This window comes from Methylocystis sp. (assembly GCF_051062815.1).
Lineage (GTDB): Bacteria > Pseudomonadota > Alphaproteobacteria > Rhizobiales > Beijerinckiaceae > Methylocystis.
On record NZ_JBPFDU010000097.1, the window covers coordinates 1 to 24,714 of the forward strand.

Genomic DNA, 24,714 nt, shown 5'->3' on the forward strand with positions numbered 1-24,714 from the left:
CGGCTCCTGATGGCGTGCGATCCAGCGCTCGGCGTCAAACGCTTCGGAGAGCCTTTCCATTTCACGGGCGGCGTCTTCGACGAGCTGGAGCACGCCAGGGCCGACCGAGTCGGAGCGATCGCCCAATACATCGCTGACCGCGGCGACGAGTCCCCACATGCGACGGTTCATATTGTTGAATTGGTCCGAGAAATCGCCGAGCTTCATAGGCCTCTGCTCGTCGTTGGGATGGTAGAAAAGCCGCGCCGCCTTCGCGATGACCAGGGCGCGTTCGTTTTCGATGCAGCCGAAAACCCGCATCGTAAGATCGCAGTCAACGCCAGCCTCACGAAGCGCCTCGACTATCGCGCCAGGGCGCTCGCCCGTCTCGGTTGTGGTATTTCCAAAATCAGCCATTGCGGACTCCTGTTAGTCGGCTTGGTTAGGGCCGTCGCGGGAGTTCCAGTCCCTTGGCGGCCCGACGTTTTTGTGATAGCACGGTTGTTATGGCTCGTCAAACCGTGATAGCACAGAAAAAGAAACGCGGCCCGCCGGCGACAGGCAAAGGCGCTCAGATTGTCGTCAGAATGCAGCCGGACGCGCTCGGCTCCCTCGACTCATGGATAGCGAAGCAGCCGGAACCGCAACCGACGCGCCCGGAGGCCATCCGGCGGCTGATTGAAAAGGCGCTCGGCAAGGCGAGCTAAGCCCTGCCCACCTGTCCCGCCTCGATCTCCTTAATGCGTTTCTCAAGCCTCGCCGCGAGCAAATCGGCGAGAGGCGCAAGGTCCTTGCCGCGAAGCGCGTCAGATTTCGAAAAGTCTTCCATCGCTTCGATTTGCAACCAGGCGACGAGCGCTCCGGCATCGTCGTCGCCCTTTCCCGCGACAGCGAGGGCGCATGTATCCACCAAGTTCTGGAAACTGGCCTCGATATTGGCAACGCCCATCAAATCGATGAGCAAATTTCGCAGCGGTTCGTCCACAGCGCGCATCAGCGGTTCGTCCGCCTTTGGGAGTCCGCCACCAAACCCGGCACCTGCTTGCTAAACCCCTTCAAAGCGCTCTGCACGATTATGGCTACACCGTCAGGCGTCATCTGCGGCGTCACTTCGACGCCGGCCGCATAGTTGTGAACGGCAATATTCGGCTGCGCCTGCTCCCCGCCGCGCATGTCCACGACTGCGGGGATACGCCGGCCGTCGGGGAGAGGAACATAGGCTTCCGCGCCGCTACCTTCTCCAAACATGGCGAGTTGAGGAGAGTTGGCGACTCCACCGGCGGCGTAGCGACGCAACGGCACAGGGCCTCGCGACGTCATAACGCCGCCGTCTGCGAAACATCGAGCCGCCAGAAAAGAGCGCGCTCGCCGCGCTCGCCAATGTGCTGGCGACAGTCGAGACCGTGGACGAAGCGCCGAGAGAACTTGCCACGCTCCCGACGGTCTTGCCGACAGGCCCGAATCCAAAACCGCCGCCGCCGCTCTTGCTTCCGCCGCCGAGCATATTGAATGCCGAATCGATGGCCGTATCGATTCCTTTGTTTAGGATTTTCGTGGAGATACTTGCGATCGTGTTTTGCAACGACTTTCCGAGCGAATTGCCTTCGCGAAGATCGGCGACCAGGCCTTTCATCGAGTCCTTTGCGATTGAACTCGCCTCCTTCATTGTGTCGCGATACGCTTCAGCTTCCTTCGTAGCGTTTTTCTGCGCGCGCTCGGCTTCGCTAAGGTGTGTCACCAGTTCGGCGATATGCGCTTTCTGCTCCGCAGTCGCCGCCGAGCCGAGTTTCAATTGCTCGTTCTCGATTTTGATCTTCAGCGCAACGTTGTCGTGTTCGGCGCCGAGCGCAGTCGCGAGGCTGATCTGATTTTCAAGCTCGCGCGAAATTCGCTGATATGCGGACGCCGATTTCTCAGCATCAGTCAGTCCGGCGTGCCGCGCCTTTTCCGGCTTAGTGAATAGCGCGCGGTCTTCGCCGACAGAGCGAGGCTTCTGGCCCTGCGTAAATAGATTGGTCAGCGGGTCGACGTCCGCCATCGTCTTGCCGGCAAACGGGTCGCCGAGACGTTGCTGGCGCATCCGCGCGAATACAGTGCTCGCCGCTTCGCCCTGAACGCCCAGCGCCTCTCCGGCATTGAACCGCAACGTGTCTTTGAGCTGGCGCGCGCTGCGTTCGACGTCGAGAATGCCGAGCTTCATATTCGCCCAAGCCCGCTCAAGCGCGAGAACGGGATCGGCGAGCGCGCCAAAGGTCGAGAGAAGGCGCGTCGATGCGATGGCGTCTATCTCCGCAATCTCGCGCTTCATCCGCTCGGCATGTTCGGCGACCACGTCGAAATTGCCGCCGGCCTTTTCCGTCTCGGCGCGAAGCGACGCCATGCTGACGGCGCCCTGCTGAACTTGCTCGAAAAGCTTCCGCCCAGCGTCATCGCCGAACAATGCCTTGCTCAATTCGAGACCCTGCGCCTTCGGCAGCGCGCGAATCTTTTGCTCGATACGGTCTATCCATTCTCCAGCGGAGCGCGCCCGATCGGCGACGCCAAGGAAACCCTTATCGACCGTCTCAAGAAAAGATTTAACGGCGCCGCTGTTGCGCCCGAACGCCGCAAATTCACGTGTCGCATTCTGAAGCGCTCCAAAGGATTCCTTGTCGTCGAGCCCTGCGCGCGCTCCAACAATTCGCGCGCCCGTGATTTCATTTGCAGACAGACCAGTCGATCGGGCTTTCTCGCCCAGCGCCGCTAAGGAAGCGCCCGCAGCGTCGCCAGCCGCCTTGACCGCCAAAAGCCCTCCAGCGAGCGAGGCGGCGATTCCTATAGGCGAGAACAGTGCCCGTGTCGCGACCGCGCCAAATTCGCGTAGCGCCGCCGACGCGCCGCCGCGGCTGCTGCTGAAGACGTCCGCAATTTGGCTACCCTGTTGCAGCAGCACAGTCATCGGCTTTTGACCGCCCGCGAGCGAGACCGCCACGTCCTGCGCTTGCCGGCTAAGATTTATCCATTCATGCCGTTGGAGCGCGGACAATTTGGCGTTGTCGTTCGTGACGCGATTCAATCCGGAAAGGGCGCGCTGATACGCCTCAGTCCCAGCGAGACCAGACTTGCGCGCACGCTCCAACACGCCCTGCGCGCGCGCCGCATCCTGCGTTGACCTGAATTCTTGATCATGCTTACGCGCCAGGCGCTCTAATGCGATTTCATTGCGTTCCTGCACCTTGACGACGCGATCGGTCGTCTTGACAAGCGCCTCTTCGGACCCGACTAGCGCGTCGAGGGACTTCTTCGCCGCGTCGGCGCCAGACGTTCGGACGTCGATTTCAATGCGTGATCGAACGGCTTCGGGCATAACTTCCTCGTCAGTTCGCCGTCAGCGACGGCGGATGCGTTCCATCGGCGTCCATCTCGGCGGCCGTCATCGCCGCGGAGCGCCATTGCATGTCAGCGATCTCCCGCTCAAGATCGGCGATGCGGGCAATAAGCGGGGCCATCTCGGCGTCGACAAGCCTCTTCACAAGGTCCGCCAACTCGTGGCGCTGAGTGTCGCTCATTTTCGCTTCGCCCCTTTGGTTTCGATCCCGGCGAGACGCCCCTCGGTCTGCGCGAGCCTTGCCTCGGTCTGCGCAAGGCGCGTTTGAAGCTCGTCGATAGTTTTCTGCGTTCGCGCGCGTTCCTCCAAGATCAGCGTTTGAAGGACTTTTGTGAAGACGCCCATTGAGACGGATTTTGCGTTATCGTCCGCAATAGGCGCCGGTTGCATCGTCACCTTACGGATGGGAGCCTCCGGCGCGCGCTTTTGGATGACGCGCGCGGTGCGCTCGGCGAGAAGGCGGTGATACTCGTCAGCCGATTCCCTGCCCGGGCGAGGGACGCTGAGCGTCGCATCGGCGCTGGCGAGGGTTTCCAGCGCGCGAGCCCGAACAGGGCACTCAGGAACCTCGCCTGTCGCCTCAGCAAGCTCTTCGTCGTCGATCAGGTCCATGAAACGCTCTCCATGACCGCGACGCGACCGGCGCGCGCAACGAAGCTCATTTCGAGGATCATCCGCAGAGCGATGCAGTTCGTTTGCCATGCACTGCGCACGGGATCGGCCGTAACGGGCGCGCCGCTGACGATCGGCAAAGGCGTGTCGCTCATGTGAATGACCGCCTCTTCGGATGCGAAAATTTCGATATCTGAGACGGAACTCGCGAAGTCGGAAACGTCGATTGCGAGGACCGTTCCAGCCGGCATGGCGCGCGAAGCGAAAACGGGCGTCTTGAGCAACGGGAGCCGCACGGCGAGGACAGCGGCCTCTCTGGGATTACAGATCAGGGCGTCGACGCCGCCGGAGCCGAGAGTGGCGAGCGCCGTCAACATCGCGACAATATCGCTTTCTGGGTCGCCATTGCCGGCGACAGGCGTCAAGCCGGCGCGCAGGCCCGCACAGGCCGCGGCGCTTGCGGCGTCGGCGGAAAAAATCGCGAGGTCGAGCGCATGCGCTGCGGTCTCGCGCAACAGCCGATCGAAAATGACGCGGCCGGCGCTACGCTTGACGAGTTCGCGCGAGACAGGAAGGATCGTCGCGACCTTCTTTGAGGGTCCGAGCGTGGCGGCGTCGAAGTCAAAGTTCGTCACGCCGATCGGCTCGCCTTCCTCAACCCAAGGGGCGGCGCCCAGCGATGTATCGACGACGGGGAACGAAACGCTATCCGTCGCGCCGAGCGGGACGCGCTCGCCAGCGGCGATAAGCCGTGCGCCTGCGCTCAATGGCGCAATGCTCGAAACGAAGCCGCCAACGGCGGTCTGCACAAGATCGTCGGCCCAGCCGGAGCCGGTCGTCGTGCCAACGCTCTGGTCGGCGCGCACGACCGCCGGAAGCAGCAATCTCCGCGCCGTATCGTCGGCCTTGAGAACGCGCTGGGCTTCCTCGCCTTTGTGAACCGCGCTAAGGCAGGCGCACCATGCGGCCGTCGTGACGGCCTTGCCGCGATCGGCGGAAGGCGCCCGCAGCGCCTCGATGATGTGATGTTTCGACAATTCCTCGTTCCTCGTTCAAAATCGTGATTTGCGCGATCGTGACACGTTTCAAATGTCGGCGGCGTCACGCGTGACAGCTTCGCAAGCGCGATCGATCAGAGCGGCGAGCGCGCGTTCGACTTCCTTTGGATCGTCCGTGCGGAGAGGCGAGAGGTAGCCAAGGCGGGTCAGCGCATCTTCGGTTGCGGCTTCATCAACCTCAACGCGGATCACGCGCCGACCCGCGCGCTGGCGCGCCCGTCGTCGGCGTTGGCGTTCAGCTGGACTCACGGGCGGTATCTTTCATTCCGATTTTGCATTTTGTCCCGATTTTGCACGCGAAAAAATTCGACTACCCAACCGGTCAGCGGCCCTCGGAGATCGGATTTTCTGAGGCGCCCCCCGGCCAATGGATGGGGGGGCATCGTGAAAGCTCTGCGCGAGAGGGACCGCCAACCGGACAGGGTCATTCGCGCGCAAGCCCGCGAAATTGAGGGAAAATCAACAAAGGCGGTTTGCTGACCCAACACTGGCGGCGCAAGGCCGGGCGCTGGGCGGGTTGCATCAGGGTTGCAGCCGGGATGCATGCAACTCTGGCCCTGCAACCAGGGTTGCGTTGCACCCCTCTCTAAGAGGGTGCACGTGCAACCCGGTTCGGTTAGGGGGTGGTTCGCCATATCAGCCCCTCGTCCTCGGCAAATCCGCCTTTGTCCAAAAGCTGACTTTTGACGCGTCGGAAGTGCGACTTGCTCGTCGCCGTCAGATGCCCCTTCTCGTTCGTGTCGAGGAAGCCGCGGCTCTTGAGCCGGTCTCGCACAGCGTCGGTCTTGACCTTGCGGACGGGAGCGCCATCGAACCCCTGCGAAGGCGTGATGCCATCGGCGATCTCGTCATACGCGGCGAGGAAATGTCGGCGGACGATATCCTGTTCGCTGTTCCCCCTGCCTCTCGCCGACACTGGGGCGTCCTCAGATACGAAGCCGTCTTCGGTGCAGCGAACGATGCGCGTGGCGAACTGCTTGTAGTTCTCGGGCGTCTTCATCCGCGCCTTGGTGAACTCGAGCTGAAAGGCCGCCGAGGGATCGTCGCCGCCGTCTTCGAGCCTCGAGAGCATGATGACGGTGTCCATTTCCCATTCGCGGGTTTTCGTCCCGAACCCCTTGGTCGCGTCGTGGCCGGTGTGATGCAGCCAGACTTGGGCGATGCGCCGCGCCGAAAGCAGGCGCACAAGGTCTTTGACGGGCGCCCAGCTTTCCTCTTCGGCCATGCTGCCCGTGAGCAGGCACATGATGGCGTCAAAGAAGACGATATCCGGCTTTACTGTCTCGATTTCACGCAACAGCCATGCGCGGCCAGCGGCAGCGTTCAGCGGCGGCATTTCGTCGGGGCCAAGCACGTCGCGGTTGTAGCCGAAGAGCTCAATATCCTCGCCGTAGCGGTCGGCGATGATTTCCAGGCGCTCCTTAAAGGTTTCCGCTGGAAGCTCGCCGTCGAGATACATGACGCGGGCGCGTCGGCGTCCTTTCCATCCGAGGAAATCCATGCCGGCCGCCATGGCTCCGCTGCAGCCCATGGCGAAGAGCGTCTTGCCAATGCCGGTCGCGCCAATAATGACGATGCGCGAAGTCGTGCACATTAAGTCGCCGAGCAGATAGTCGCGAGGCGGCAATTCGCGCTTCAGCCATGCCGAGACCAAAAGCTCGTCACGCGAGGCGAGAGGTTCGAATTTGGGTTGCCGTTCGCCTGGCGGATCAAACATGCCCGGCGGCTCAACGGGCAGTGGCGCGTCGTCGTAAATCGCCTCGTAGCTCGCTCCAGGCGGGCGCTGGCGCGTTTCGCGGCGCCATTCGCCAATGGCTTCGTCGACTTGCGATCTATCGCTCAAGCGGCCTCGCTTTCTGCGCGGCGCGCATTCTCAATTTCGGCCATATCCCTGAACGTCGCGGCTGCGGCCCGAACGTGCAGGATCAATCGCCGCATCTGATATTCAAGACCGACGTCGTCGCCTGTCTCGGCGTAGAGCGCGACGATTTCGGCGTTAGCGCTGATCACGCCGGCAAGTTCGGCGATGTGTGCGCGGCACTGTTGCGCGGCGCTCGGGATGGGAAAGGAGACGGGCGCGTTCATTGGCCCGCCTCCATTTCGTCGGCGAGTTGAACGAGCGCGTCGAGGAGGTCAAGGTCGGCGGCGAGTGGATCAATCGAGTTTGCGATTGCGTCGAGGCGCTGCGAAATGCTATTTTCGGAAGCGATCGCCTTGCCAGACTGATCACAATTCCGAGCCCGGACGCCGCCCGCGTCCGGGTTCTCTCGTTTCTGGGCCATGCTTCACGCGGCCGCAGTCTGGGAGGTCGAGCGGCGCGTGCGCTTCGCGATGAAGGTCTCAACGGCGGCCGGCCGATAGCGCACTTTGAAGCCCATCTTCACGAATTCCGGCCCGTCGCCGGTCATTCGCCATTTGGCCAGCGTCGATTCAGAGACGCGCAGACGCCCGGCCGTGTCATGCGGCGTCCAGAGGATTTGAGCATCCTCGATGTCGGCGGTTTTCGGCATGGCTATCCCCCTTTATTGCGCCAAAGCAGCGCGGAATAGCCGTCTATAGAATGCAGGAATCCGTGATACGCAACAAATAAAGATCCAGCGAAATCACTCCATTTCGCTGGATGGCGGGGACAAGCGGCGCTTGTACATCTTCGCGATGTTTTGGACATGCGTCCGACTGACCGAAAACGCCGCGCATAGATCGTCGACGACGGCCTTCCGAGCCTCCCCCGCGTTGATTCTTTCAATCAGCGCATTCGCGATATTCGAGTCGCGCACGCTGCGAACGATTTGCAGCGCTTCGTCCTTGCGCTCCCCTTTACCGCGACGCGGTTTCAATTCGACGCAGAACCTTGAACCGGCGTCTTCGTCGAAAAGGTCGGCGAGCAACTGTCTTGCGCCCGGCGGTATCGGCTCATCGGAACGCAAGAGCTCAACAAGGCGCGCAACGCGCTCCCGCATGGAAGCCTTTTCGTCATAGATTTGGGCGAAGATTCTCGCTCCGACGTCATCGCTCATTCGCCGGCGCCTTTCCGGCGCTGCGCCCTTCGCATAGGCGTCACCTTGGCGCCCTGTCCGCCGTCCATCGCCGCGGCGATCGTCGCGCCTATGGTGTCGGCGGCGCGCCGCAATGGATCGGCGCCGACATGCGCGTAGCGTTGCGTTGTCGCCGGTTGGCTGTGACCAAGCAGCCGGCCAATGATGGGAAGCCCGAGCGATGCGCCGGCCCCGACGCTCGCGAAGCTATGTCGCAAATCATGCAAACGGACGCCGTCTAAGCCGGCAATGCGCTTCACACGGCTCCAGGGTTTATTCAGGTCTGAGCGCGGTTGCCCTGCCCGTGCGCCAGCGATGATGTAGGGGTTGCCATAGATGCGCGGCAGACCGGCGAGAACGGCTTGCGCTGCGGCGCTCAGATAGACCGGCTTCCTGCCAGTCTTGGAGTCCGCCAGCCAAAGGACGCCGCGCTCCCCGTCTATCTGCGACCATTTGGCTTGAAGGATTTCCTGCAGGCGGGCGCCGCTCAGGATCAAGAGCCGGATAGCGGCGACGGCGCCGGGGTCGACGCCCTCTTGCTCGCAGAGCCGCAGCGCATCGCCGAGCCGCGCGAGTTCATCCGTCGAGAGATAACGCTCCCGCGCCTGCTCTCGAAAAGGCTGGATCTTCTTTGCCGGGTTGTAGCCTTCAGGGACAAGGCCGCGCGTCTCGGCCCAAGCGTACATCTTGCGCCATGCGGCCAGATGGCGATTCGCCAGATACGGCGTCGCCCGCATGGAGGAATGGAGCAAGGCAAGCTGGGCGCGGGCCAGCGCCTCGGCCTTTAGGGCGCCGTGCGCCGCCCGCAGGCGTTCTAGACCGGCCTTCGCCGATATGGCGCTGGCGGGCTTCAGCTTGCCGTCTACATGCTCGGCGATGAAGGCGTCGATCAAGCCGCCAACGGTCGGCGCGTCGCGCCTGTCGGCCTTCTCCGCTGCAGGATCGGCCCCTAGCCGCACGCGGGCCAGGAGCTCGGACGCCGCACGCCTCGCTTGGTCTGGCGTGAGCGCGCCCACCTTGCCAAGCGTAACGCGTTTTTTGGCGACGCCACGCCCGCCGCCATCGGGGCGGTATTCGACTATCCAACTCTTGACGCCGCTCGGCATGACGCGAAGGCCAAAGCCGGTCAGATCGACGTCATAGGCCACGTATGGCTTGTCTCTCGGCTGGAGCGCGTCAACCACGCGCTTGGTGAGCCTGTCGGAAATCATTTTCCAGTCACTCGGTCGCTTGTGTCGCCACCATGTCGCCACCGTAAAGATATCGGCAGGAACCGGCTGGAATAGCTATGAACGCGAATCCCCCGGAAAACAAGGGTTTTTGAATAGCGCGGAATAGCCGTCAACGGCCGGAAATGGCGCAAAATGTGATTTGTAATCAGTAGGTCGCGGGTTCGAATCCTGCAACCGGCACCAGTAAAATCAGATAGTTGCACGATATTTCTCGGCTTCCTGATCGCAGCCACGGGGCCGATATAAGCGCCCTATAAGCATCTGGAGCCCTTATGACCGTCACCGTCACCACCCGCCGCGCCGTCGTGGCCGGCCTCGCCGCTGCGCCCGTCGCAGGGCTTCCCGCAATCGCCAGCGAAATTCCGGCTGACGCCGATCCGATCTTCGCTGCGCTCGAACGCCATAAGGCCGCCGAGCGCGCGTTCATACGCACCTGCGATCTCACGGACGAAGCGCGAGCCGAGCAGGAAGGCCGCGAAGTGACAGAAGCCGATGAGGCGGCCTGGGATTCAGCGCGCGAAGTGGAAGAGGCTGCGCTGCAAGCGCTGATCGATACCGCGCCCACGTCGAAAGCGGGCGCCCGCGCCGCTATCGACTGGCTCGCCGATTATGACCGCGGCTGCGCGCTGAGGCATGTCGGGCAGTTCGCTATGACGCTACTGCATTCGCCGGTTCTCGCCGACCTGGGGGGACGGTCATGAGCGCCCCAGGCCTCAACACCATCCGGCGCGTAGGCTCGCCCGCCCTTGCCGCCGCGCCGGTTGCGGCGCCTTCAATCGTCGCGGGCGCTACCCCTGAGCCGGACCCCATCTTAACGGCTCTCAAGGAAGCCGAGTCCTTGGAGCGCGCTTTCCACCGAGCGAGTTCGAAGCTTGCCCAGGCGGGAGACGCCGCCGAAGATCGGCTCGGCCAATGTCGCCCAACAGAGCTGATCACTTGGCGCGATTATTTTATCGGCGGGCATGAGATCGAGCTAAGGCGACAAGCGCTCCTCGCAGCGCAAGAAGAAGATCCGGCGAAGATCGAACAAGAATATCTCGACGCTAAGAAGCGTGAGCGCGCTGCCATCCGCCTCGGGCGGCAATGGGATAAGAGAGCGGGAATTGCGGACTTGAGCTTGTCGGTGATCCAGCTTCGCGAGCGCTTGATGGACGCGAAAAGGCGTTTGGCGTCGACCAAACCGACAACCTTAAGAGGTGCCGTCGCATTGGTCCGTTTTCTTGATCGCAACATCCGTGACCACGACCCGCATTTGCAAAGGCGAATGCTAAAAAATCTGGCCGCGGCGTTGGAGCAATGGGAGATCCGAGCATGAGCGCTCCTGCGAACGCCGCGAAAGGCGCACTCTTCATTCGACTTTGGCGCATCGGACTCGCATGCTGCGCTCTGCGCGCCTCGCGCGCTTTCGACGAATTCGCCGAATGGCTCTTGCCAGAGGATTTGCGGCGCCAGCCGTGACCGCTTAAGATTCGCTGCAAGCGCCGGTTCAGTCCTACCGGGCGCAAAGAGAACGCCCCGACCGTGGATGTAACGGCGGGGCGTTTTTCATTTGCTGCCGGACAATCCGAAATTATTGGCCGCTCTCTCCCTCACGCGACGGATGGCCCGCCGCTTTCCTGCCAATAAGGCTGAGCAGCATAATGCTGGTGCACACGCGTCTCCCACTCGCGGTCCATCCAGCTTTCGTCGGTGTAGTCTGGCGCACTCTCGACCAAGTCCTGGGTGACATCCGCGAAGTATCCACGACAGTCTCTGTCGTATTTCAGCGATGTCCAAGGCAATGGATGATGGCCGGGATGCAGGCACATGAAGCCGCAAAATTCGACGACCGCGTAAAGAACTCGGCCCGATTCCATATCAATCATGAAATGGTCGATCTTGCCGATTTCCTTGCCACTCTTGTCGTAAACGGCCGCGCCATCGATGTGCTGGCTCGATATCAGGTTGATTTTCGGATTTGAGGCTGCAGTCGCCATTGCGCTCTCCTATGCGTAGGACGCCGCCCGCCGCCTTCCAGCAACACTCCTTCTCACGCTCTTTGAGACGGATCGGGCGCCTCGCATCAAAGGCAAAGGCCAGCGGCGCCATTCACACCGTAAACGCATGACCCTGTGCAATGTTCCTGGACCGCCGCCTTCGAACGTCCGAGAGCACGATGCTCGCAAAGATGTGCGTAAGAGACCGTTGCCTCGGCACTAAAGCTCCGCATCTTACTTCCTAAAAGGGTCAGCCAGGGAGGCGACGATGCTCAAAAAGATTCTTGTCGCGATCGATCTCACTGAATCTGAGATGACCAAGCAGGCGATCGACAAAGCAGCGGCCCTCGCCAGGGCTTTCAATAGTGAACTCAGGCTGGTCAATGTGCAGACCCTTATTCCCGTCGCCTTCCTCGACTACGTCAAGGGAAATTTCGACAAGGATATTCAGCAAGGCCTCGAGAAGGAGATCGCCGCCTTAGCGGCTAGCATCGCTCATCCGACCGGCCGAATCTCGACCGTTGTGCTGTTCGGTCCCGTCTATCAAAAGGTTCTGGCGGAGGCCGAGGAGTGGGGCGCAGAAGTCGTCGTCGTAGGCTCCCACCGGCCAGGAATGGATCGGTTTCTCATTGGCTCGAACGCCGGCGCCATCGTATACCACGCAAAATGCTCAGTGCTCGTCGTGCGGCAGTAGCAGCTACGGGGTGCAGGATAGCCCAACCGCAACAAAGGGCGAGCAATGCCATGACCGATCGACGCCCATACAACGGCGCTAGGTAGCCATAACTGCCATGGATGCCGACAAGACAACAATTGAGCGAGCGTTCGAACTTGCTCGCTCCGGAGACTGCAGAAGGGTCGGCGATATCGTCGCACGCCTTGACCGCGAAGGATACGACGGGCGTCAGATCCAAGGTTCCGTCCTAAAGAAGCAGCTTGCGCGCCTGATCGAAGAGGCGCGGAAAGCTGACGACGGGCGAGGCTCGAAGCCAGCGGATGAACCATAAAAAGCCCGCGGCTCTGAACCGCGGACAAGTAGTTGACAGGAGTCGCTAGAGAGGCGACGCCGGCCAGATAGCGCCGAGGCAAGCGTGGCAGGCCGAGCGCCGCAAGGACCCATACGGATGACCGAAGCTGAGAAGCTAATACGAGGAATAGAATCGCTGCGTGAGACTATCCGGCGCGAGTGGTTCAACATCAGGCTGGAAACTCTGACGCATGATGACCGAGTTGTCATTCGAGAGCATATCGAACGCTGCCACACCGATCTGAAAATCCTGCTGGATCGGCTATGGAATTTGGATGACGGAAATTCAAATTAGCCGCTCTATTGTCGGTTCAATTCTGCTCATAGCGCCTTATTTGACCAAAGGCGATCTGCAGTCAGGCTTCTATCCGAGGGCGAGACCTGAAAAAAACGTGGAAGGAGCTCGTGTGCATCAGGATTTGATCGATGAGGCCTTCCGGGCCGCCAATCGAATGGCCGCCGATCGCGGGATAAGCCTCGACGGAACTGCACTGATGCGGGCTGTGCTTGCTGTCGCCGGGGAAGGCGAGGGGCAGAACGAGCCTGAGGAAATTGCAGAGGATGCCATGGAGCTATTGGGCAAGGGCATTGGGGCCTCATCCTCTCGGCGAGGCCGCAGACCATTCTGATTTCCAGCGCCGCACCGCGCTGGCCGAAGGCGCGAAGCCCTACCGCTTGCGTGATTCATCGCCCGCCCCCACATGACGGCGGACAGAACTAACCTGCCAGCCGACAGGCCTGGCACCTGTCCTATTCATCCTCGCTAGACCAAGCCTCGATCAGGTAAAGCCTGTCGTAAAACTCGACGCGGCGATCGACCTTCGACTCGTCAACGACGGCATACTCAAAAATCTCGCGCGCTCGAATTAGGTCATCCTCGCGATGCACCTCGCCCCCTCAAAGACGATGACCGCATATCGAGGTTCTGCCGATCGATTGATGCCTGGCATTGTGGCTGCCTTCGACTGGCACCCCAGCGGGATCAGAGATTACTGGCGCAGATTGTCCAGCTTGTGATGGTATAGAGGCGAGCCGCCTTGATTGGCGCGTCGACAGACTCGGGTGCTCGCTTGCGGACGCGCCTATGGCATACATGCGCGTGCCGCGCTTTTGTGCCTCCCGATCGGCACTCTCGGCATCGCGTCAATCACGTCGGCCAGCGTCCGCAAGAATTGCGCTGTCTCCGAAGGGCCGCATTCGGCCAGGATAGCGGCGGCCTACCGTCAGAGTCCCAAGAAACCCAGAAAGCCCTTTTTCTTTTTGAGGCGTTGAACGTCTGCGGCTTCACGACGAACTGACTCCCGGATTTCAAGGATTTTTTCGTCGGGGATCGAGAAGTCGATTGCGGACAACGCCAGATTCCGGCGAGCGCCTGCAAGTTGTTCTTGCATGTAGTCGGCGAGGTTCTTTTGCGCCATGTCGTCCCCTGATTATCCTGCCAATCGTAACGTGTCGGGCGGCGACGATTATAACACAAGCGTAGCCGCTAAGCCCGAAAAATGCGAGCTGGCGCTCGGTCGCCTCAAAGGCTAATCTTCTGTTGGCGGGGGATTTCTGGAGACGCGCTCGATGAAGCGCCTTGTTCTCGTTGATAGGACGAGTAACCGAGTTTGCGGCGACACGTCGGCTCCCGGAACGCATGCACGAAATTGGGCTGGGATCGTCGCTCAGCTTGACGATGATACCGCCGGACTGGCCGCCACCGCGGCGCGTCTGCTGGACCAGAGCTTGGGTAGGACGGCTCGCGACTACATCTTCACCCCGTTCGCCGCCGATCGAGAATCCGACGGCTACCTGATTTTTGACTGCAGCGGCTGCGAGGATGGATCGGCGTCGATCATGTCCGATCAAGTAGATCCGGATGAAGCAATCTACGCCATTATGACAAGCTGCTTTTATGTCGGCTACGTTCGACGCGACCATTGACGATCAGCCCTCAGTTCATAGTTGACTGCTCAGCGGCTAATTTCCTTCCATGCAGTTGCCGGCCTCTTGCATGGGAGAGGGGCCGATCTTTTGTGCGGTCTTTGCTTCTAATTCGCCCAACAAGAGCTGAAGCTCACCGGGCAACGGCTCGACCGTAATCTTGGCGAGCTTAAATCGCAGCTGCTTGCCGATCTGGAGAGTGGCGGTAACGGATTGCTCCTGAAACTCACGCGCAAGCACGCGTCGCCATTCATCTGGCCGTAGTTCGTTCATCACGTCCCGCCCCTCGTGTTTTTCGCGGCCCGCCAAAAGCGCTAACCGATGCGCGGCGGTTTCGTTCCACAATTTCATTGAAAAATCGGTCTCGCACCCTACCCCGGCACAACCAACGTCGGATCAGCGTCGCCGCCGCGAAAGCGCGCTATCCGAGCACGAAAGCTTTCGGCGCCTAGTGGGACGCGCAGGGATTCGAGATGAACTCCGACACACGCGCGGCGCTCGTCGCTATGGGGCAGGACATGGCTCGCGCACGCGACGTGCTGGCAGCTACGGAGCGCCGGTCTATTGAGTATGTTTTCCGCAATGAGTTTCAAGTTACGCACGTGCGTAAGTCAGACGCCGCCAAGCAGTCGCCGCCGAAGAAGCCCGAAGACGCAATACATCAGAGCAACCGCGTTGGGGCGGACCCGCTAAGCGCTCCCTGCCGTGCTAGCCTCGATTTCCGCCATGCGCTTCACGAGCCGTTCGGCGAGACTGTCGACGAGCGCGCCCAAGTCCTTGCCGGCGAACTCGGGTTGCCCGGAAGGCCGTCGATCAACTCTTGCCGAAACCATCGAATAGCACCAGCGCGAACGACGTCGCCGCCGTTGGCAGCGGCCAGCGCAACCGTGTCGATCGTGTGCTTGATGCTGCTCTCGATGCCATCAAGGCCGAGCAGAGCGGCGACGGGATCGGTCATCGATTTCCCCGCCTCTGCGCGTCGGCAAGAATGCCGGGCATTTGTTTGCTGTAATCCTTGAGCATACTCTGCACCGTGAGAACGACACCCTGCGGCGTGACTTGCTGTTGAATGTCGATCCCCGGCGCGAAGTTTTGAATGATGACTTTCTGCTCGTTACCCCGCATCGCAACCGGGATGGAGCGGCCGTCCGGCAACGGAACAAAGGCTTCCGGCTGGCGTCCCTCGCCGGGCTCAGCCAGGCCGAACTTGCGAGCACCGCGAGGGTTTCTGTTCAGACTTTGGGCCGGATGGAAGCGAGCGAGGGGCCGGTGCCAGGAATGCCCAACAATATTGCCGCCGTTCGCGCCGCGCTCGAAAACGCCGGCGTCGGGCTCACAAACGGCGAGGTGCCTGGGGTGAAGCTGCGCAAAAGAGACTCTGGCGCGACTATTCCACTTGAGGATTTAAACGCGGAGAACGACGAATAAGCTGGAGCGTTTTGCAGGCGGTTGCTCGATCGCTAAAACTGGCTCTATCGTTTTGCGTGGGCTTGGGGAGCCGCAGCCTCAAGCCTCGGGCGGCCCGTCACCCCCCGCCGAGTGGCGGGCCGTTTTTGCGGCGGCATTGACGGAGTGCACCGGATCGGATCGAAGGCTACATTTTGACCGAGGCAGGCACCGCGGCGATCCGCGCCGCTCCGAGAAGGCGGGCGTCGAATTCTTTAATTCTTGAACAAGCCGCTTACTACAAACCCCACCAGACCGATGGCTGAAACGGCTGTGCTGCCTACCAATGCAGAAAGTGATTGCTCTGGGATGTTCAGCCATCCAAGTCCTGTGAAAAGCAACAACAAGAAAACAGCGATCGAATAGCATACCAAGTATCTAAAGACCCAAGAAGCATAACGCCAACGCAATTTGCGATTTACGCGTTTGTCTCGGTTCGATTGCTCAACAGAACTAATTTGAGCTCTTGCAGCTCGGTTTGCTAACGACTGATTTTCTAGTTTATCTTTGTCGTCCTCAGAATCCTTTTCGCGGACCGACGGGACGCCAGCTGCAATTTTTTCTAAGGGAACCGTGGGCCTATGTGGCGTTGGCGAGGTCTGCAAAGTAATCCCAAATCGAATTTGTATCTATTACTTTATTTTTTCCCTTTTCGTAGAATTTCTCCCACGGACTCCGCTTTGCATGTGTCAGCGCAGACAACTTAAATGCTTCAAATCCCTTGTATTGCTCCCAAACTTTATCAAGGACAGCCCTTTCATGCGGATCGAGGGAAGTAAGAGCAGCGCCTCCGTCGTCCGACGGAAACGGCGTGTCGTCGCCCCATCGAATTAGACGCCCGACTGGAGACTTACCGAACTTTGACAACGCATTGTAAAGCTTGCGAACGACTGGGCCGAACTCCCAAGCTTCAAATTCATCTTCGATAAGCTCTCGGCCGTTCACGGCAAGGTTCCAGCCGTGAGCCAGATAGACAAGCTTCTGCAGCTGCATATGCGTCAATTGGCGCCGTTCATCCGCCGCTCGCATCAGGAATTCGTTAGCAATTGCTAAAGACGAATGCATCAGCGACAACGGCGCGCAACCGCCTTTTTGGCGAGAGCTGGCCGTTCCTCCTTTGTTAGAGCATCTACCGCGCTCCCCAAATGGTTTGCGACCGCCGCTTGCTGGCCCCGTGGCGCGCTCCTCATCTAAACTCCATAAGCATATAAAGTTTTCTTTATATGCAATTGTTAATTTTAGCACACGATTCGCGATTTGACGAACCGCTCTTGGCATGGAGAGGATCCAGGTCACGCAAAAGTCCCGCGCGGATTATCCAAGCTCCAACGCCGCCTGGAACGGCGATTGTTTCCTCAGCACCGACGGGGGGACGAAACCCGGCACGCAGCGCAGGGCGAGCGCGCGATCTTCGCGCTTGGTCAGCCGCTCGCGGCAGGGCGGAATGTGCTGCAACGGAAACGAAGGATCAGCGCCGTCGAGAAGCTTGCAGCGCTTCGGCTCGCTCCAGATAAACCAGGCGTAATCTGTGGCCGTCGACCCGTCCGGATCGTAGCCTCCGAGACACATTGGCACGCGCTCGACGAAGGGCGCGACGACGCTCGGCGGCATGTGCGAATAGACTTCGCGCCAGCGCTCATCCGTCGTTAGCCATTGCAGCCGGAGCAGCAGCGCGACGCCCTCGACGCCCTCGATCGCCAGCGCCTTGGCGAGCATGCGCGCCGCCGGCACGAAAGGCGGGTTGCCGATGATCCAGCCGCGGCGATCGAACGGCCAAGCAGCCGCGTCGTCGAAAAAATCGACGCGTTCGATCCCAAAGGCCGCCGTCGTCAACGGCGCATCGCGAAACTCACGGTCGCGCGGATCATACTCGGCCGACAGCGGCGCAAGCTCGTAGATGTGAACGTCGCTCGCGTGGACGGTGGCATATTCCGACAGCGGCACCTCCATGTGGCCGAGACCGGCGCAAGGATCCCATATCGAGGACGGACGCATTGAGACGACGCGCGGTAGGGCGATTTCCATGAGCGCCCGCGTCGCCCAAGGCGGCGTGGGGAAAAGCTCCAGCTTCTCCCAGACCGTGTCTTTTGAGAGCTTGGTCGGCTTTTTCATCGCCCGAACTGCGCTGTGGCCTTTTGCGTCGGTCATTAGGCGCGGCCCGCCATGACGCTGCGGCGGCTCTTGCCAGTTGCCTTCGAGGTTTCAGAGCAAAACGCAGATTTTTCGTTTTGGTCGGAACGCGCGGCGCCAGGCTCATCATTGATCATGCGTGCCTCTAGCATCACAGCAAGAAATTTTGCGGTGTTGAGATCAAAACCCAGGCGGACAAACATCGAATCACATTAGACCAGCAGCGCGCGCGTCGGCGACGATTGCGCCAAGCCGGTCATACATGAACTCCGTCGATGCTTTCACGTTCTCGAATGCCTGGTCGCAAGCCGCTTTACGCGCCGCATTCGCTGTCACGGCGCCCTTCAAAAGATTGCCGCCTCGCAAGTCCTCACGAAGAGTTTTTCGGCCGCGTGCATCGATCAGCCTGCACGACGTTCCGGGGACAGCGCCACGCTTGCAAATAGAGATCTCACTCAGGTCGCACTCGTCGAGGACATGGACCGTCTTTCCCTCGATTGTGACAGTGTGCTCGCGAACGGTTCGGTAGCCTACAGACACCTCGGACCACTCGCCAATTGCGACTTTACGAGCAAGCTGTTCTTGATGGTCGTCGCCTTTACGAAGTTGGACCCGAAAGGCAAGGCCCCATTGATCTTGTATAAGTTCAAGCCGGTCGGCTGTGGTGCTGAACAGGCCGATTTCTTCGTGTTCAGTATAGGCCGAGATCGCCTTACCGCTCATCAGCGAAGCTGCGAAAGCGCCTGTCGCGAACGCTTCCCAACGCCGTAATCGGGAATACCAATGGACCTTCTTCCAGAGACAGGCGTAGCCCTGGAGCGCCGGCGCAGAGACGCCCACATCACGAAGGTCAAACCGTTCAGCCTCGCGAACAAATTTGAACTCCATATCGCCGGTGAATCTGCTCATCGCAGCGCCTCCGGAATTTCCTCGGCGCCGATTGCGCCCTTCTCCACAGCTTCGCGGAGATAATAGGCGACGCGGCCGCACCGATCGCGCGGGCTATCGAGAAACACCGGCGGGTGTGCGAGATCGCTCCACCAAACGTTCTCACCGTTCAGCATGTCGGCGAGCTCGTCATAGGCTCGCTGCGCCTCGCTGGCAGCAATCAAAGATCTGGCGATGGCGGCGATCCGCACGCGGATCAGCGGCCCGATCTTCTCGCGCACAGCCGCCGACGCCTGGCCGTGAAGCACACGAAGCCGCGCATTCAGGGCGTCTATTGCCTGTTTGAGATCGCCCAGGTCGCGTTGCTTGGTGTTGAGCGCCTCTCGCTTCAGCAGAAAATCGTCGCTCTTCACGGCGCTGGGAGCAACATCTCCGATAAGATCCGACACGCGCGCCTCAGCCGCGCGATCAATCGGATTATGCCTGGTCTCTTCGCTGAGGGAGAGACTGTGCAGCGCGCGCGTGATCTCGATCACCTCGCGCTCGACTGCGACGGCCATGCCTTGCAACTCGTCACGCCGCGCCCGCACCCGCGCATATTCGGGATTTGCTCGGTCAAGCGATACGCTCTCAGCGATTGCCAAATCATTGGTCGTTTCGACCCTTGCCATTCTCTCGTTCCTCAGCGCCGCCAACATGATTGCCTCCATGCACAATCACAAAAATAACTCGGCGCTCGTCTGACAAAAATCATTCTGTCAGACTTTTTTTACCGCCTTGGCGGCGCTGAACTTCCTAAACATCCGCCGTTCGAATGCGGCTAGCGCGTATGGCGCGCGAGCGCGGCCGACGTGAAGGATGGCCGCGCGCAACGACAGTCGGCCTGCAGCCATCTTCTCGCGCACTTCGTAAAGCGCCGCCGCGTCGTCGATCGGCGGGCGGCCGCCGCCGGCCTGTGCGAGGGCGCGACGCGCGCGCTGGTAGGCTGCTCGATCGGTTTCGTCCGTCGCCTCGGCGCACAACTCTTCGAGCATCGTGGCGACCGTTGCGGGCGACGGCAGTGGCGCCTGGATGAGTGAAGCGCACACGTCCGGTTCAAGATCAGTGTTTTCCGGCGAGCTCATAAGCGATCCGTCATGCACATCCTCCCGGCCCTTCCAGAGGGAGACCGAGCTGCTCGGCGGAAGGCGATGTGCGAGCGCCTGGTGGGCGTCCCGCGCCAGGCCGAGCGCCCCCACGACCATTTTTCGGCTTCACCTCTTCGTCGCGTTGCTGGCGCTTGCGACCTGCGCCGGCGCGCTTGCCGCCGCGACCATTTTTCTTTGTAGATTCGTTTGATTGCATTGATTTTTCACACCCCTAATCAAACCAAATACGCCGCAGAAAAATTTCGCGCGCATGAGAACCTATGTGGTGTAGACCCCTTCGGGCGTTAGAGATTTGATCCCCCCTCCCCGTCATCGCAGTGCCTCCGCCCCGTCGACGAAGGGCTCATTCGGAGAACTCGTGCCGGGCGGCCATTCGCTTGGCCGCGTCAGTCCAGGCCTGGCCTTGCCCAGCGTGCGTCGTTCGTGCTCGCGCCAGCGAAGCATCTGCTCAGAGTTTGGATGCAGCCTGCATCGCCCATCTTTCAGGCGTTCGACGGTGCTTTCCCGCGCAGGCGCATCATCGCCCAATCGAGCAGCTACGAGATTGATTGTTTTCTGTGGGCAGTGCGCATGGTCAAATCCGTAAGATTCCGCCAGCAACGCGCCGACTCCGCCCCGCGGCGCTTTCGCCGGCCGAGGCGGCGATCTCGGCGTAAATGTCCACTTGCGCTCGCCGAGATAGGTTGACGCATGCGGCGGATATTGCCTGTAGGCCATTGCGACTTGGAAAGCTGGAGCGCCTTTAATGGCGCTCTCGCGATCGCTCTCGCTTAGCCGGTGGAATGCAATTCGCGCCGCCCTGACGCTCTCTCCCTGCCTCCACTGCCAGGCCGCCTCGAAGCGTCCGAATGTGCTGGGCATCGCGCCGAAGGATGAAACCGCCTCATCGCCAGGCCAAATGCTGTCCGCTCCAGATCTGTTGGGGGAGTAGAGAGGGGGTTTACGGTCTTCAATTAACGGTTTTCTATTTACGGTATTTGTAGCCCCTATAGGGGGCGCCCTCCCCGCCCCGTATAGGGGCTGGGGGTTAGCCCCTATAGGGGGCGGGGTATCATCTGACCCAGCCCCGTATAGGGGCTGGGTGGTAGCCCCTATACGGGGCGGGGTGCTGCGATCGAAGTAACGGTCGGCGATCCGATAGCGGGTCGTCTCGCCGGCCTTTCGCTCTGCCGCGAGGTAGCCGCGCTCCAAGAGCGCATACAGCGCGCTTCGCACCTTGCTTTCGCTGGAAACGCCGAGCTGTTTGCATATAAATTTTGTCGATGGCCACGCGACGCCGTCGTGCTCGGGGCGCATGTGAATCCCGACGAATATGCCTATAAGCCGCAAGGCGAGCTTGCTGAGCTTGCCATCAAGAGCTGTGTCACGGACGAGACTGAGTTTCGCGGTTGCCAGCTTCGGCGGATCAATGCTCATCACGCACGCTCCACCAGGAAGCAGAGCAACCTCTCGAAGAAGCGTCGTCGCGCCGTAAGGCCGGCTTCGCGCCATGCCTTCTCGAGCGCGAGCAGTTCCGGCGCCCACTGCGCACGCGCGGCCATGCCCAGCTTCGTCCGCTCGCTAATTCGCTTTCGCACTTCGGGCGACGCCATCGCGGCGCGCGTGCGCTCCGAAATGAACTGGCGACGTTCGGCCGACATCATCGGACGCGCTCCGTTCGCCGCGCGTCCATTCTCCCGGCGGCTGCTAGGTAGGTAAGGAGCGGTTCGAGTTCACCGCCGTTCGCGCCCGTCGCGTCGTCGCGCCAGCGCCCGGTTAGGCGGTTCACGCGAAGGCGCGGCCATCTCCGGGCCAGCGTCGCTTTGCTCGGTAGCGCCGCTTGCGAGGGCAAGGACGTGGGGTTATGGTCCGAACCGCAAGCCGCCAAGCATTGCGTATTTGGAGCCCCGCCGGTCGACGCCGGCGGGCTCTTTGCTGTCCGAGGCATGGCCGATCACGCGGCCTGCGTGTCGGAAGTGCTGGTCTGCGGCTCGCCGATTTTCGCGATAGCCCACTCGTCGAGCTTCGCGGGTTCATACAGCGCGGCGCCGAAACCTTTGCGAAACTCAGGTCCGCCGCCAACCGAGGCGAGCTTGGCTAGCGTCTTTTCCGAGCCGAATCCGAATTTTGCTTTCAGATATTCGCCGGCGGCCTTGCGGCGAAGAAAATGCGCGTTGCTCATGAGCTATTCCCGATCAATCGGCCCCGTCAGGCGGGGAACAGCCCTGCAATTTAAACATATTGATTCTCTTGTAAGGTGCAAAATACCCCTAATTAATTTTCCCTTTTTTTACATGGCGATAGAGCATCTTCAATTCTGAGACAGTCCAACTGTCGAAACGTCGTTGACCGGCTCTAACGAGCGCCTGGTCGGGATCTTCACCGCTGGCGAAGGCTGCATCGACTTCCGCAACGAAGGGCGCAATGTTGCGGATATTGTCTTTGAAGCCATCTCTATACATCCTCTTGATCTGATCCATCGTAAGTCCGTCCAAAGCTGCAAACTCCGTCATGGCGTCGAGGATCGGGCTGCTCGAGTCCCGAAGTTCATACTCTGCAGCCATCATTATAACCGATGAAGAAATGCCCCATGATGATTCCTTGAGTTTTTTCGGTTTTGCTTTGGCCTCGTAAAGCCGGTGGATATCTATAGCTTGAACTATTCTCTTTGCCGCCAGTTTTTGCAGATATGATTCAGCTCTTCCAGTAGAAAGAGCCCGAGTTAACTCCTCTTCCGGCCCCCCGCCGCGATCCTCCACCAGGCAATAAAATCTCTCGTCCAGATACCATTTGCTCCACGGCCGACCTCGTGCATTTAGAGACACGCCGGGCGGCAAACGCCGTCGCCAAAGGTGTGGAATGACAAAAGCGGCGTGCCTTTGCAGAACGGCGGCGGCTTCGCCGCTCGCGAGAGCCTTGACAATTTCCTCCACGGACGGCGCTTGGCGAGGCGCGGTGGTCACGGAAGCCCCTTGCTCCCGTCCATCGCGGCCGTGATCGTCGCGCCGATCGTGTCGACGGCGCGCCGCAGCGGGTCCGTGTCGAGATGCGCGTAGCGTTGGGTCGTCGCCGCCTGCGAATGTCCTAAGAGCTTTCCGACGATCGGCAGCCCCAGCGACGCGCCGGCGCCAAAGCTGGCGAAGGAATGGCGCAAGTCGTGAAGCCGGACGCCTTCAAGCCGTGCCGCGCGTTTCACGGCCGCCCACGGCTTCGCAAGATCGGCGCGCGGCGCGCCTTGCTTCGCCCCGGCGATGATATGCGGATTGCCTTCAATTCTCGGAAGCGACGCCAGCACGGCGAGCGCCGCTGCCGAAAGATAGATCGGCTTACGACCCGTCTTCGAGTCCGCAAGGAAGATTATGCCGCGCTCGAAATCGCATTGCTCCCATTTCGCGCCGAGAATTTCGCGCAAACGGGCGCCGGTCAGCAGCAGCAGGCGAATCGCCGCTGCAGCATACCCGTCGAGCTTCACGCGCCTGTTTTCGCTTTTGGGCGCATGTTTCGCGGCGGGCTTGGTTTCGTCGACCACATAGGGCAAGCCGACGGTCTCGCCCTCTTCCAACGCGGCGCCGAGTCGCGCCAGCTCCGCCGTCGTCAGGAATCGCTCGCGACCTCGTTCGCGATAACGCTCGATTCCGCGAACCGGGTTCGCGTCGGCTTCGACGTCCCCGACCCGAGCCGCGTAGCTCCATAAGGAACCGAAGACCGCGAGCACGCGATTCGCCATGATCGGCGTCTCGCGCAGATCCGCGCGCAGGCTCGCCAACTCGGCGCGCTTTACATCGCGCATGAGCGACCGGCCAAGCGCTGACCGAATGTGAAGGTCGATAAGCCGGCGATATTCGATCGCCGTTCTGGGCTTGCGCAGTTCGTCGACATGATCCGCGAGGAATTCATCGGCGACCGCGTTGACTGTCCGGGCCGCGCGCCGTTCGCGCCGCTCCGCCGCCGGGTCTTCGCCATGCGCGACCCGGCCAAGGATGCGCGCTGCCTCGGCGCGCGCCTTGTCCGGCGTGAACGCGCCGTGGGGTCCGATTTTCACCCGCTGCGAACGTCCCTCGCGCCGAAACTGGGCGACATAAGTCTTTTGGCCGGAGGCCAGCACATAGACGCCGAAGCCGCGCAGCGCCGTGTCCCACAAAAATTGTTGCGGCGGCCCTGGCGGGCGCCAGTTCAGCGCGTCGACCGCCCGCTTATTGATCTTTTAGCGAGCCATCCCCCGACCGCCTGAAAATGAACCCCCGCCGCCACTGACGGCGCGATGTATAAGCGTTCTATAAGCGTTTGGGGGATAATGCCAGAAAAAGGGAGAAAGCAACAGCCGTCTTGCGCGCCTGATTTTCTTATGCTTATATAATCAGAGGAAGAGCGAGAAAGAGCCATAATAGGGCAAAAATCTGGTTTGTAATCAGTAGGTCGCGGGTTCGAATCCTGCAACCGGCACCAATTAAATCAAATATTTAGCTGTTAAGCGCTAGGCGGCAAAATGGTAAAATCGCCACGATGTCGCCACCAATATAGCCGCGCTTTAGCCCACAAAAAACGCCCCGCCGTTACATCCACGGTCGGGGCGTTCTTGGCGACGACGACGAATGCCGGCGCTCGCGCAATGTAGGGATCAGAGCCGCGTCCGCAAATCCTCGGGCGTGAGCCATTCGGCAAGGTCGGTGAAGCGGCGAGAGGCGCGGAGCGACCAGCGCGCGAGCCTCATGCGCCAGATGCGAACCCAAAGCTGGCGAATGGTGGCGTTGCTCATGTCGGTCATGACTGCGGCTCCTGATGGCGTGCGATCCAGCGCTCGGCGTCAAACGCTTCGGAGAGCCTTTCCATTTCACGGGCGGCGTCTTCGACGAGCTGGAGCACGCCAGGGCCGACCGAGTCGGAGCGATCGCCCAATACATCGCTGACCGC

Annotated in this window: 40 protein-coding genes; 9 read left to right on the forward strand and 31 right to left on the reverse strand. The window is 60.8% G+C overall.

The annotated features are described in order from the left end of the window. The coding region (locus ACR65W_RS20150; protein WP_434503058.1) for a hypothetical protein at positions 1-396 on the reverse strand (396 nt) is incomplete at its 3' end. 53 nt (positions 397-449) lie between these two features. On the opposite strand from ACR65W_RS20150, the gene ACR65W_RS20155 reads away from it, so the two are divergent. After that, a complete protein-coding gene (locus ACR65W_RS20155) occupies positions 450-686 on the forward strand; it encodes a hypothetical protein (protein ID WP_434501529.1) in 237 nt (78 codons plus the stop codon). Here the strand turns inward: ACR65W_RS20155 and ACR65W_RS20160 are convergent. The 13 genes from ACR65W_RS20160 to ACR65W_RS20220 form a co-directional block, all read right to left on the reverse strand. Then, complete coding sequence (locus ACR65W_RS20160) at positions 683-973, reverse strand: hypothetical protein (protein WP_434501530.1); 291 nt, start codon at positions 971-973, stop codon at positions 683-685. The genes ACR65W_RS20155 and ACR65W_RS20160 overlap by 4 nt on opposite strands. Next, on the reverse strand, positions 973-1,227 hold the full coding sequence (locus ACR65W_RS20165; RefSeq protein WP_434501531.1) for a hypothetical protein: 255 nt from the start codon (positions 1,225-1,227) through the stop codon (positions 973-975). Before ACR65W_RS20165 ends, ACR65W_RS20160 begins: the two co-directional genes overlap by 1 nt. Beyond that, positions 1,211-3,325, reverse strand: coding sequence for a phage tail length tape measure family protein (locus ACR65W_RS20170; protein WP_434501532.1), 2,115 nt, complete (start codon positions 3,323-3,325; stop codon positions 1,211-1,213). Before ACR65W_RS20170 ends, ACR65W_RS20165 begins: the two co-directional genes overlap by 17 nt. 10 nt (positions 3,326-3,335) lie before the next feature. After that, on the reverse strand, positions 3,336-3,527 hold the full coding sequence (locus ACR65W_RS20175) for a hypothetical protein (protein WP_434501533.1): 192 nt from the start codon (positions 3,525-3,527) through the stop codon (positions 3,336-3,338). Then, positions 3,524-3,958: a hypothetical protein gene (locus ACR65W_RS20180; RefSeq protein WP_434503060.1), complete on the reverse strand. Its 435-nt coding sequence runs from the start codon at positions 3,956-3,958 to the stop codon at positions 3,524-3,526. Before ACR65W_RS20180 ends, ACR65W_RS20175 begins: the two co-directional genes overlap by 4 nt. After that, positions 3,949-4,995 (reverse strand): phage major capsid family protein, encoded by a 1,047-nt coding sequence (locus ACR65W_RS20185; RefSeq protein WP_434498277.1) that lies wholly within the window; start codon positions 4,993-4,995, stop codon positions 3,949-3,951. Before ACR65W_RS20185 ends, ACR65W_RS20180 begins: the two co-directional genes overlap by 10 nt. A 48-nt stretch (positions 4,996-5,043) precedes the next feature. Beyond that, positions 5,044-5,265, reverse strand: a complete 222-nt coding sequence (locus tag ACR65W_RS20190) for a hypothetical protein (protein WP_434503062.1) — start codon at positions 5,263-5,265, stop codon at positions 5,044-5,046. A 367-nt stretch (positions 5,266-5,632) separates the two neighbouring features. Continuing rightward, positions 5,633-6,859 (reverse strand): AAA family ATPase, encoded by a 1,227-nt coding sequence (locus ACR65W_RS20195; protein WP_434498275.1) that lies wholly within the window; start codon positions 6,857-6,859, stop codon positions 5,633-5,635. Continuing rightward, positions 6,856-7,101: a hypothetical protein gene (locus tag ACR65W_RS20200; protein WP_434498274.1), complete on the reverse strand. Its 246-nt coding sequence runs from the start codon at positions 7,099-7,101 to the stop codon at positions 6,856-6,858. The genes ACR65W_RS20195 and ACR65W_RS20200 overlap by 4 nt, the downstream gene beginning before the upstream one ends. After that, positions 7,098-7,298 carry a hypothetical protein gene (locus ACR65W_RS20205; protein ID WP_434498273.1) on the reverse strand — a complete coding sequence of 67 codons (201 nt, stop codon included), beginning with the start codon at positions 7,296-7,298 and terminating at the stop codon, positions 7,098-7,100. Before ACR65W_RS20205 ends, ACR65W_RS20200 begins: the two co-directional genes overlap by 4 nt. Positions 7,299-7,301: 3 nt before the next feature. Then, the gene (locus ACR65W_RS20210) at positions 7,302-7,526 is read right to left on the reverse strand and encodes a helix-turn-helix transcriptional regulator (RefSeq protein WP_434498272.1); all 225 of its coding nucleotides are present in this window, start codon (positions 7,524-7,526) and stop codon (positions 7,302-7,304) included. A 93-nt stretch (positions 7,527-7,619) separates the two neighbouring features. Next, complete coding sequence (locus ACR65W_RS20215) at positions 7,620-8,033, reverse strand: hypothetical protein (protein ID WP_434498271.1); 414 nt, start codon at positions 8,031-8,033, stop codon at positions 7,620-7,622. Beyond that, positions 8,030-9,262 carry an integrase arm-type DNA-binding domain-containing protein gene (locus ACR65W_RS20220; protein ID WP_434498270.1) on the reverse strand — a complete coding sequence of 411 codons (1,233 nt, stop codon included), beginning with the start codon at positions 9,260-9,262 and terminating at the stop codon, positions 8,030-8,032. The genes ACR65W_RS20215 and ACR65W_RS20220 overlap by 4 nt, the downstream gene beginning before the upstream one ends. Before the next feature lie 293 nt (positions 9,263-9,555). On the opposite strand from ACR65W_RS20220, the gene ACR65W_RS20225 reads away from it, so the two are divergent. From ACR65W_RS20225 to ACR65W_RS20235, 3 genes are all read left to right on the forward strand, one after another. Next, on the forward strand, positions 9,556-9,984 hold the full coding sequence (locus ACR65W_RS20225) for a hypothetical protein (RefSeq protein WP_434498269.1): 429 nt from the start codon (positions 9,556-9,558) through the stop codon (positions 9,982-9,984). Positions 9,985-10,121: 137 nt separating this feature from the next. Further along, complete coding sequence (locus ACR65W_RS20230) at positions 10,122-10,598, forward strand: hypothetical protein (protein ID WP_434498268.1); 477 nt, start codon at positions 10,122-10,124, stop codon at positions 10,596-10,598. Continuing rightward, on the forward strand, positions 10,595-10,741 hold the full coding sequence (locus ACR65W_RS20235; protein WP_434498267.1) for a hypothetical protein: 147 nt from the start codon (positions 10,595-10,597) through the stop codon (positions 10,739-10,741). The genes ACR65W_RS20230 and ACR65W_RS20235 overlap by 4 nt, the downstream gene beginning before the upstream one ends. A 131-nt stretch (positions 10,742-10,872) precedes the next feature. Here ACR65W_RS20235 and ACR65W_RS20240 read toward each other — a convergent pair whose 3' ends face one another. Then, positions 10,873-11,259 (reverse strand): PRC-barrel domain-containing protein, encoded by a 387-nt coding sequence (locus ACR65W_RS20240; RefSeq protein ID WP_434498266.1) that lies wholly within the window; start codon positions 11,257-11,259, stop codon positions 10,873-10,875. Positions 11,260-11,527: 268 nt separating this feature from the next. Here ACR65W_RS20240 and ACR65W_RS20245 point away from each other — a divergent pair, with 268 nt between their 5' ends. The 3 genes from ACR65W_RS20245 (at position 11,528) to ACR65W_RS20255 (ending at position 12,915) form a co-directional block, all read left to right on the forward strand. After that, positions 11,528-11,953 carry a universal stress protein gene (locus tag ACR65W_RS20245; protein ID WP_018405945.1) on the forward strand — a complete coding sequence of 142 codons (426 nt, stop codon included), beginning with the start codon at positions 11,528-11,530 and terminating at the stop codon, positions 11,951-11,953. Between the two features lie 430 nt (positions 11,954-12,383). After that, on the forward strand, positions 12,384-12,581 hold the full coding sequence (locus ACR65W_RS20250) for a hypothetical protein (protein ID WP_434498265.1): 198 nt from the start codon (positions 12,384-12,386) through the stop codon (positions 12,579-12,581). Further along, entirely contained in the window at positions 12,562-12,915 is a 354-nt protein-coding gene (locus ACR65W_RS20255) for a hypothetical protein (protein ID WP_434498264.1), read from the forward strand. The genes ACR65W_RS20250 and ACR65W_RS20255 overlap by 20 nt, the downstream gene beginning before the upstream one ends. 121 nt (positions 12,916-13,036) lie before the next feature. On the opposite strand, the gene ACR65W_RS20260 is transcribed toward ACR65W_RS20255, so the two are convergent. Together ACR65W_RS20260 and ACR65W_RS20265 are read right to left on the reverse strand one after the other, a co-directional pair. Then, positions 13,037-13,174, reverse strand: a complete 138-nt coding sequence (locus ACR65W_RS20260; protein WP_434503064.1) for a hypothetical protein — start codon at positions 13,172-13,174, stop codon at positions 13,037-13,039. Between the two features lie 335 nt (positions 13,175-13,509). Next, a complete protein-coding gene (locus tag ACR65W_RS20265; protein WP_434498263.1) occupies positions 13,510-13,704 on the reverse strand; it encodes a hypothetical protein in 195 nt (64 codons plus the stop codon). A gap of 151 nt (positions 13,705-13,855) precedes the next feature. Here ACR65W_RS20265 and ACR65W_RS20270 point away from each other — a divergent pair, with 151 nt between their 5' ends. Next, a complete protein-coding gene (locus tag ACR65W_RS20270) occupies positions 13,856-14,212 on the forward strand; it encodes a hypothetical protein (RefSeq protein ID WP_434498262.1) in 357 nt (118 codons plus the stop codon). A gap of 36 nt (positions 14,213-14,248) precedes the next feature. Here the strand turns inward: ACR65W_RS20270 and ACR65W_RS20275 are convergent, their stop codons facing one another. Together ACR65W_RS20275 and ACR65W_RS20280 are read right to left on the reverse strand one after the other, a co-directional pair. After that, entirely contained in the window at positions 14,249-14,563 is a 315-nt protein-coding gene (locus tag ACR65W_RS20275) for a hypothetical protein (RefSeq protein WP_434498261.1), read from the reverse strand. 382 nt (positions 14,564-14,945) lie between these two features. Continuing rightward, on the reverse strand, positions 14,946-15,170 hold the full coding sequence (locus tag ACR65W_RS20280; protein WP_434498260.1) for a hypothetical protein: 225 nt from the start codon (positions 15,168-15,170) through the stop codon (positions 14,946-14,948). 41 nt (positions 15,171-15,211) lie between these two features. Between ACR65W_RS20280 and ACR65W_RS20285 the strand changes: the two genes are divergently transcribed. Further along, positions 15,212-15,640, forward strand: coding sequence for a hypothetical protein (locus tag ACR65W_RS20285; RefSeq protein ID WP_434498259.1), 429 nt, complete (start codon positions 15,212-15,214; stop codon positions 15,638-15,640). A gap of 597 nt (positions 15,641-16,237) precedes the next feature. On the opposite strand, the gene ACR65W_RS20290 is transcribed toward ACR65W_RS20285, so the two are convergent. The 12 genes from ACR65W_RS20290 to ACR65W_RS20345 all read right to left on the reverse strand — a co-directional run bounded on the left by ACR65W_RS20290 (position 16,238) and on the right by ACR65W_RS20345 (position 24,568). Continuing rightward, complete coding sequence (locus ACR65W_RS20290) at positions 16,238-16,954, reverse strand: Panacea domain-containing protein (protein WP_434498258.1); 717 nt, start codon at positions 16,952-16,954, stop codon at positions 16,238-16,240. Positions 16,955-16,972: 18 nt separating this feature from the next. Then, a complete protein-coding gene (locus tag ACR65W_RS20295) occupies positions 16,973-17,806 on the reverse strand; it encodes a hypothetical protein (protein WP_434498257.1) in 834 nt (277 codons plus the stop codon). Continuing rightward, a complete protein-coding gene (locus tag ACR65W_RS20300; RefSeq protein ID WP_434498256.1) occupies positions 17,806-17,991 on the reverse strand; it encodes a hypothetical protein in 186 nt (61 codons plus the stop codon). The genes ACR65W_RS20295 and ACR65W_RS20300 overlap by 1 nt, the downstream gene beginning before the upstream one ends. Positions 17,992-17,995: 4 nt before the next feature. Beyond that, a complete protein-coding gene (locus tag ACR65W_RS20305; RefSeq protein ID WP_434498255.1) occupies positions 17,996-18,697 on the reverse strand; it encodes an HK97 family phage prohead protease in 702 nt (233 codons plus the stop codon). Further along, positions 18,694-19,347 (reverse strand): hypothetical protein, encoded by a 654-nt coding sequence (locus ACR65W_RS20310; protein WP_434498254.1) that lies wholly within the window; start codon positions 19,345-19,347, stop codon positions 18,694-18,696. Before ACR65W_RS20310 ends, ACR65W_RS20305 begins: the two co-directional genes overlap by 4 nt. A gap of 87 nt (positions 19,348-19,434) precedes the next feature. Further along, positions 19,435-19,800, reverse strand: a complete 366-nt coding sequence (locus tag ACR65W_RS20315; RefSeq protein ID WP_434498253.1) for a hypothetical protein — start codon at positions 19,798-19,800, stop codon at positions 19,435-19,437. Positions 19,801-20,133: 333 nt separating this feature from the next. Then, the gene (locus ACR65W_RS20320) at positions 20,134-21,315 is read right to left on the reverse strand and encodes a helix-turn-helix domain-containing protein (RefSeq protein WP_434503066.1); all 1,182 of its coding nucleotides are present in this window, start codon (positions 21,313-21,315) and stop codon (positions 20,134-20,136) included. Beyond that, positions 21,240-21,467, reverse strand: a complete 228-nt coding sequence (locus ACR65W_RS20325) for a hypothetical protein (RefSeq protein ID WP_434498252.1) — start codon at positions 21,465-21,467, stop codon at positions 21,240-21,242. Before ACR65W_RS20325 ends, ACR65W_RS20320 begins: the two co-directional genes overlap by 76 nt. Positions 21,468-21,757: 290 nt before the next feature. Next, complete coding sequence (locus tag ACR65W_RS20330; RefSeq protein WP_029649527.1) at positions 21,758-21,985, reverse strand: hypothetical protein; 228 nt, start codon at positions 21,983-21,985, stop codon at positions 21,758-21,760. A gap of 88 nt (positions 21,986-22,073) precedes the next feature. Further along, positions 22,074-22,766 (reverse strand): hypothetical protein, encoded by a 693-nt coding sequence (locus tag ACR65W_RS20335; protein WP_434498251.1) that lies wholly within the window; start codon positions 22,764-22,766, stop codon positions 22,074-22,076. Then, complete coding sequence (locus ACR65W_RS20340) at positions 22,763-24,004, reverse strand: tyrosine-type recombinase/integrase (protein ID WP_434498279.1); 1,242 nt, start codon at positions 24,002-24,004, stop codon at positions 22,763-22,765. The genes ACR65W_RS20335 and ACR65W_RS20340 overlap by 4 nt, the downstream gene beginning before the upstream one ends. A gap of 417 nt (positions 24,005-24,421) precedes the next feature. Then, positions 24,422-24,568: a hypothetical protein gene (locus tag ACR65W_RS20345; protein WP_434501527.1), complete on the reverse strand. Its 147-nt coding sequence runs from the start codon at positions 24,566-24,568 to the stop codon at positions 24,422-24,424. Positions 24,569-24,714 lie beyond the last annotated feature (146 nt).

Bases quoted from the DNA above. Each gene is read 5' to 3' on its own strand.
- ACR65W_RS20160 (WP_434501530.1), bottom strand. From the start codon at position 973: ATGCGCGCTGTGGACGAACCGCTGCGAAATTTGCTCATCGATTTGATG.
- ACR65W_RS20165 (WP_434501531.1), bottom strand. From the start codon at position 1,227: ATGTTTGGAGAAGGTAGCGGCGCGGAAGCCTATGTTCCTCTCCCCGAC.
- ACR65W_RS20170 (WP_434501532.1), bottom strand. From the start codon at position 3,325: ATGCCCGAAGCCGTTCGATCACGCATTGAAATCGACGTCCGAACGTCT.
- ACR65W_RS20175 (WP_434501533.1), bottom strand. From the start codon at position 3,527: ATGAGCGACACTCAGCGCCACGAGTTGGCGGACCTTGTGAAGAGGCTT.
- ACR65W_RS20180 (WP_434503060.1), bottom strand. From the start codon at position 3,958: ATGGACCTGATCGACGACGAAGAGCTTGCTGAGGCGACAGGCGAGGTT.
- ACR65W_RS20200 (WP_434498274.1), bottom strand. From the start codon at position 7,101: ATGAACGCGCCCGTCTCCTTTCCCATCCCGAGCGCCGCGCAACAGTGC.
- ACR65W_RS20205 (WP_434498273.1), bottom strand. From the start codon at position 7,298: ATGGCCCAGAAACGAGAGAACCCGGACGCGGGCGGCGTCCGGGCTCGG.
- ACR65W_RS20210 (WP_434498272.1), bottom strand. From the start codon at position 7,526: ATGCCGAAAACCGCCGACATCGAGGATGCTCAAATCCTCTGGACGCCG.
- ACR65W_RS20215 (WP_434498271.1), bottom strand. From the start codon at position 8,033: ATGAGCGATGACGTCGGAGCGAGAATCTTCGCCCAAATCTATGACGAA.
- ACR65W_RS20220 (WP_434498270.1), bottom strand. From the start codon at position 9,262: ATGATTTCCGACAGGCTCACCAAGCGCGTGGTTGACGCGCTCCAGCCG.
- ACR65W_RS20225 (WP_434498269.1), top strand. From the start codon at position 9,556: ATGACCGTCACCGTCACCACCCGCCGCGCCGTCGTGGCCGGCCTCGCC.
- ACR65W_RS20235 (WP_434498267.1), top strand. From the start codon at position 10,595: ATGAGCGCTCCTGCGAACGCCGCGAAAGGCGCACTCTTCATTCGACTT.
- ACR65W_RS20240 (WP_434498266.1), bottom strand. From the start codon at position 11,259: ATGGCGACTGCAGCCTCAAATCCGAAAATCAACCTGATATCGAGCCAG.
- ACR65W_RS20245 (WP_018405945.1), top strand. From the start codon at position 11,528: ATGCTCAAAAAGATTCTTGTCGCGATCGATCTCACTGAATCTGAGATG.
- ACR65W_RS20250 (WP_434498265.1), top strand. From the start codon at position 12,384: ATGACCGAAGCTGAGAAGCTAATACGAGGAATAGAATCGCTGCGTGAG.
- ACR65W_RS20255 (WP_434498264.1), top strand. From the start codon at position 12,562: ATGACGGAAATTCAAATTAGCCGCTCTATTGTCGGTTCAATTCTGCTC.
- ACR65W_RS20265 (WP_434498263.1), bottom strand. From the start codon at position 13,704: ATGGCGCAAAAGAACCTCGCCGACTACATGCAAGAACAACTTGCAGGC.
- ACR65W_RS20270 (WP_434498262.1), top strand. From the start codon at position 13,856: ATGAAGCGCCTTGTTCTCGTTGATAGGACGAGTAACCGAGTTTGCGGC.
- ACR65W_RS20275 (WP_434498261.1), bottom strand. From the start codon at position 14,563: ATGAAATTGTGGAACGAAACCGCCGCGCATCGGTTAGCGCTTTTGGCG.
- ACR65W_RS20280 (WP_434498260.1), bottom strand. From the start codon at position 15,170: ATGACCGATCCCGTCGCCGCTCTGCTCGGCCTTGATGGCATCGAGAGC.
- ACR65W_RS20295 (WP_434498257.1), bottom strand. From the start codon at position 17,806: ATGACCGACGCAAAAGGCCACAGCGCAGTTCGGGCGATGAAAAAGCCG.
- ACR65W_RS20300 (WP_434498256.1), bottom strand. From the start codon at position 17,991: ATGTTTGTCCGCCTGGGTTTTGATCTCAACACCGCAAAATTTCTTGCT.
- ACR65W_RS20305 (WP_434498255.1), bottom strand. From the start codon at position 18,697: ATGAGCAGATTCACCGGCGATATGGAGTTCAAATTTGTTCGCGAGGCT.
- ACR65W_RS20310 (WP_434498254.1), bottom strand. From the start codon at position 19,347: ATGGCAAGGGTCGAAACGACCAATGATTTGGCAATCGCTGAGAGCGTA.
- ACR65W_RS20315 (WP_434498253.1), bottom strand. From the start codon at position 19,800: ATGAGCTCGCCGGAAAACACTGATCTTGAACCGGACGTGTGCGCTTCA.
- ACR65W_RS20320 (WP_434503066.1), bottom strand. From the start codon at position 21,315: ATGGCGCGAAGCCGGCCTTACGGCGCGACGACGCTTCTTCGAGAGGTT.
- ACR65W_RS20325 (WP_434498252.1), bottom strand. From the start codon at position 21,467: ATGATGTCGGCCGAACGTCGCCAGTTCATTTCGGAGCGCACGCGCGCC.
- ACR65W_RS20330 (WP_029649527.1), bottom strand. From the start codon at position 21,985: ATGAGCAACGCGCATTTTCTTCGCCGCAAGGCCGCCGGCGAATATCTG.
- ACR65W_RS20345 (WP_434501527.1), bottom strand. From the start codon at position 24,568: ATGACCGACATGAGCAACGCCACCATTCGCCAGCTTTGGGTTCGCATC.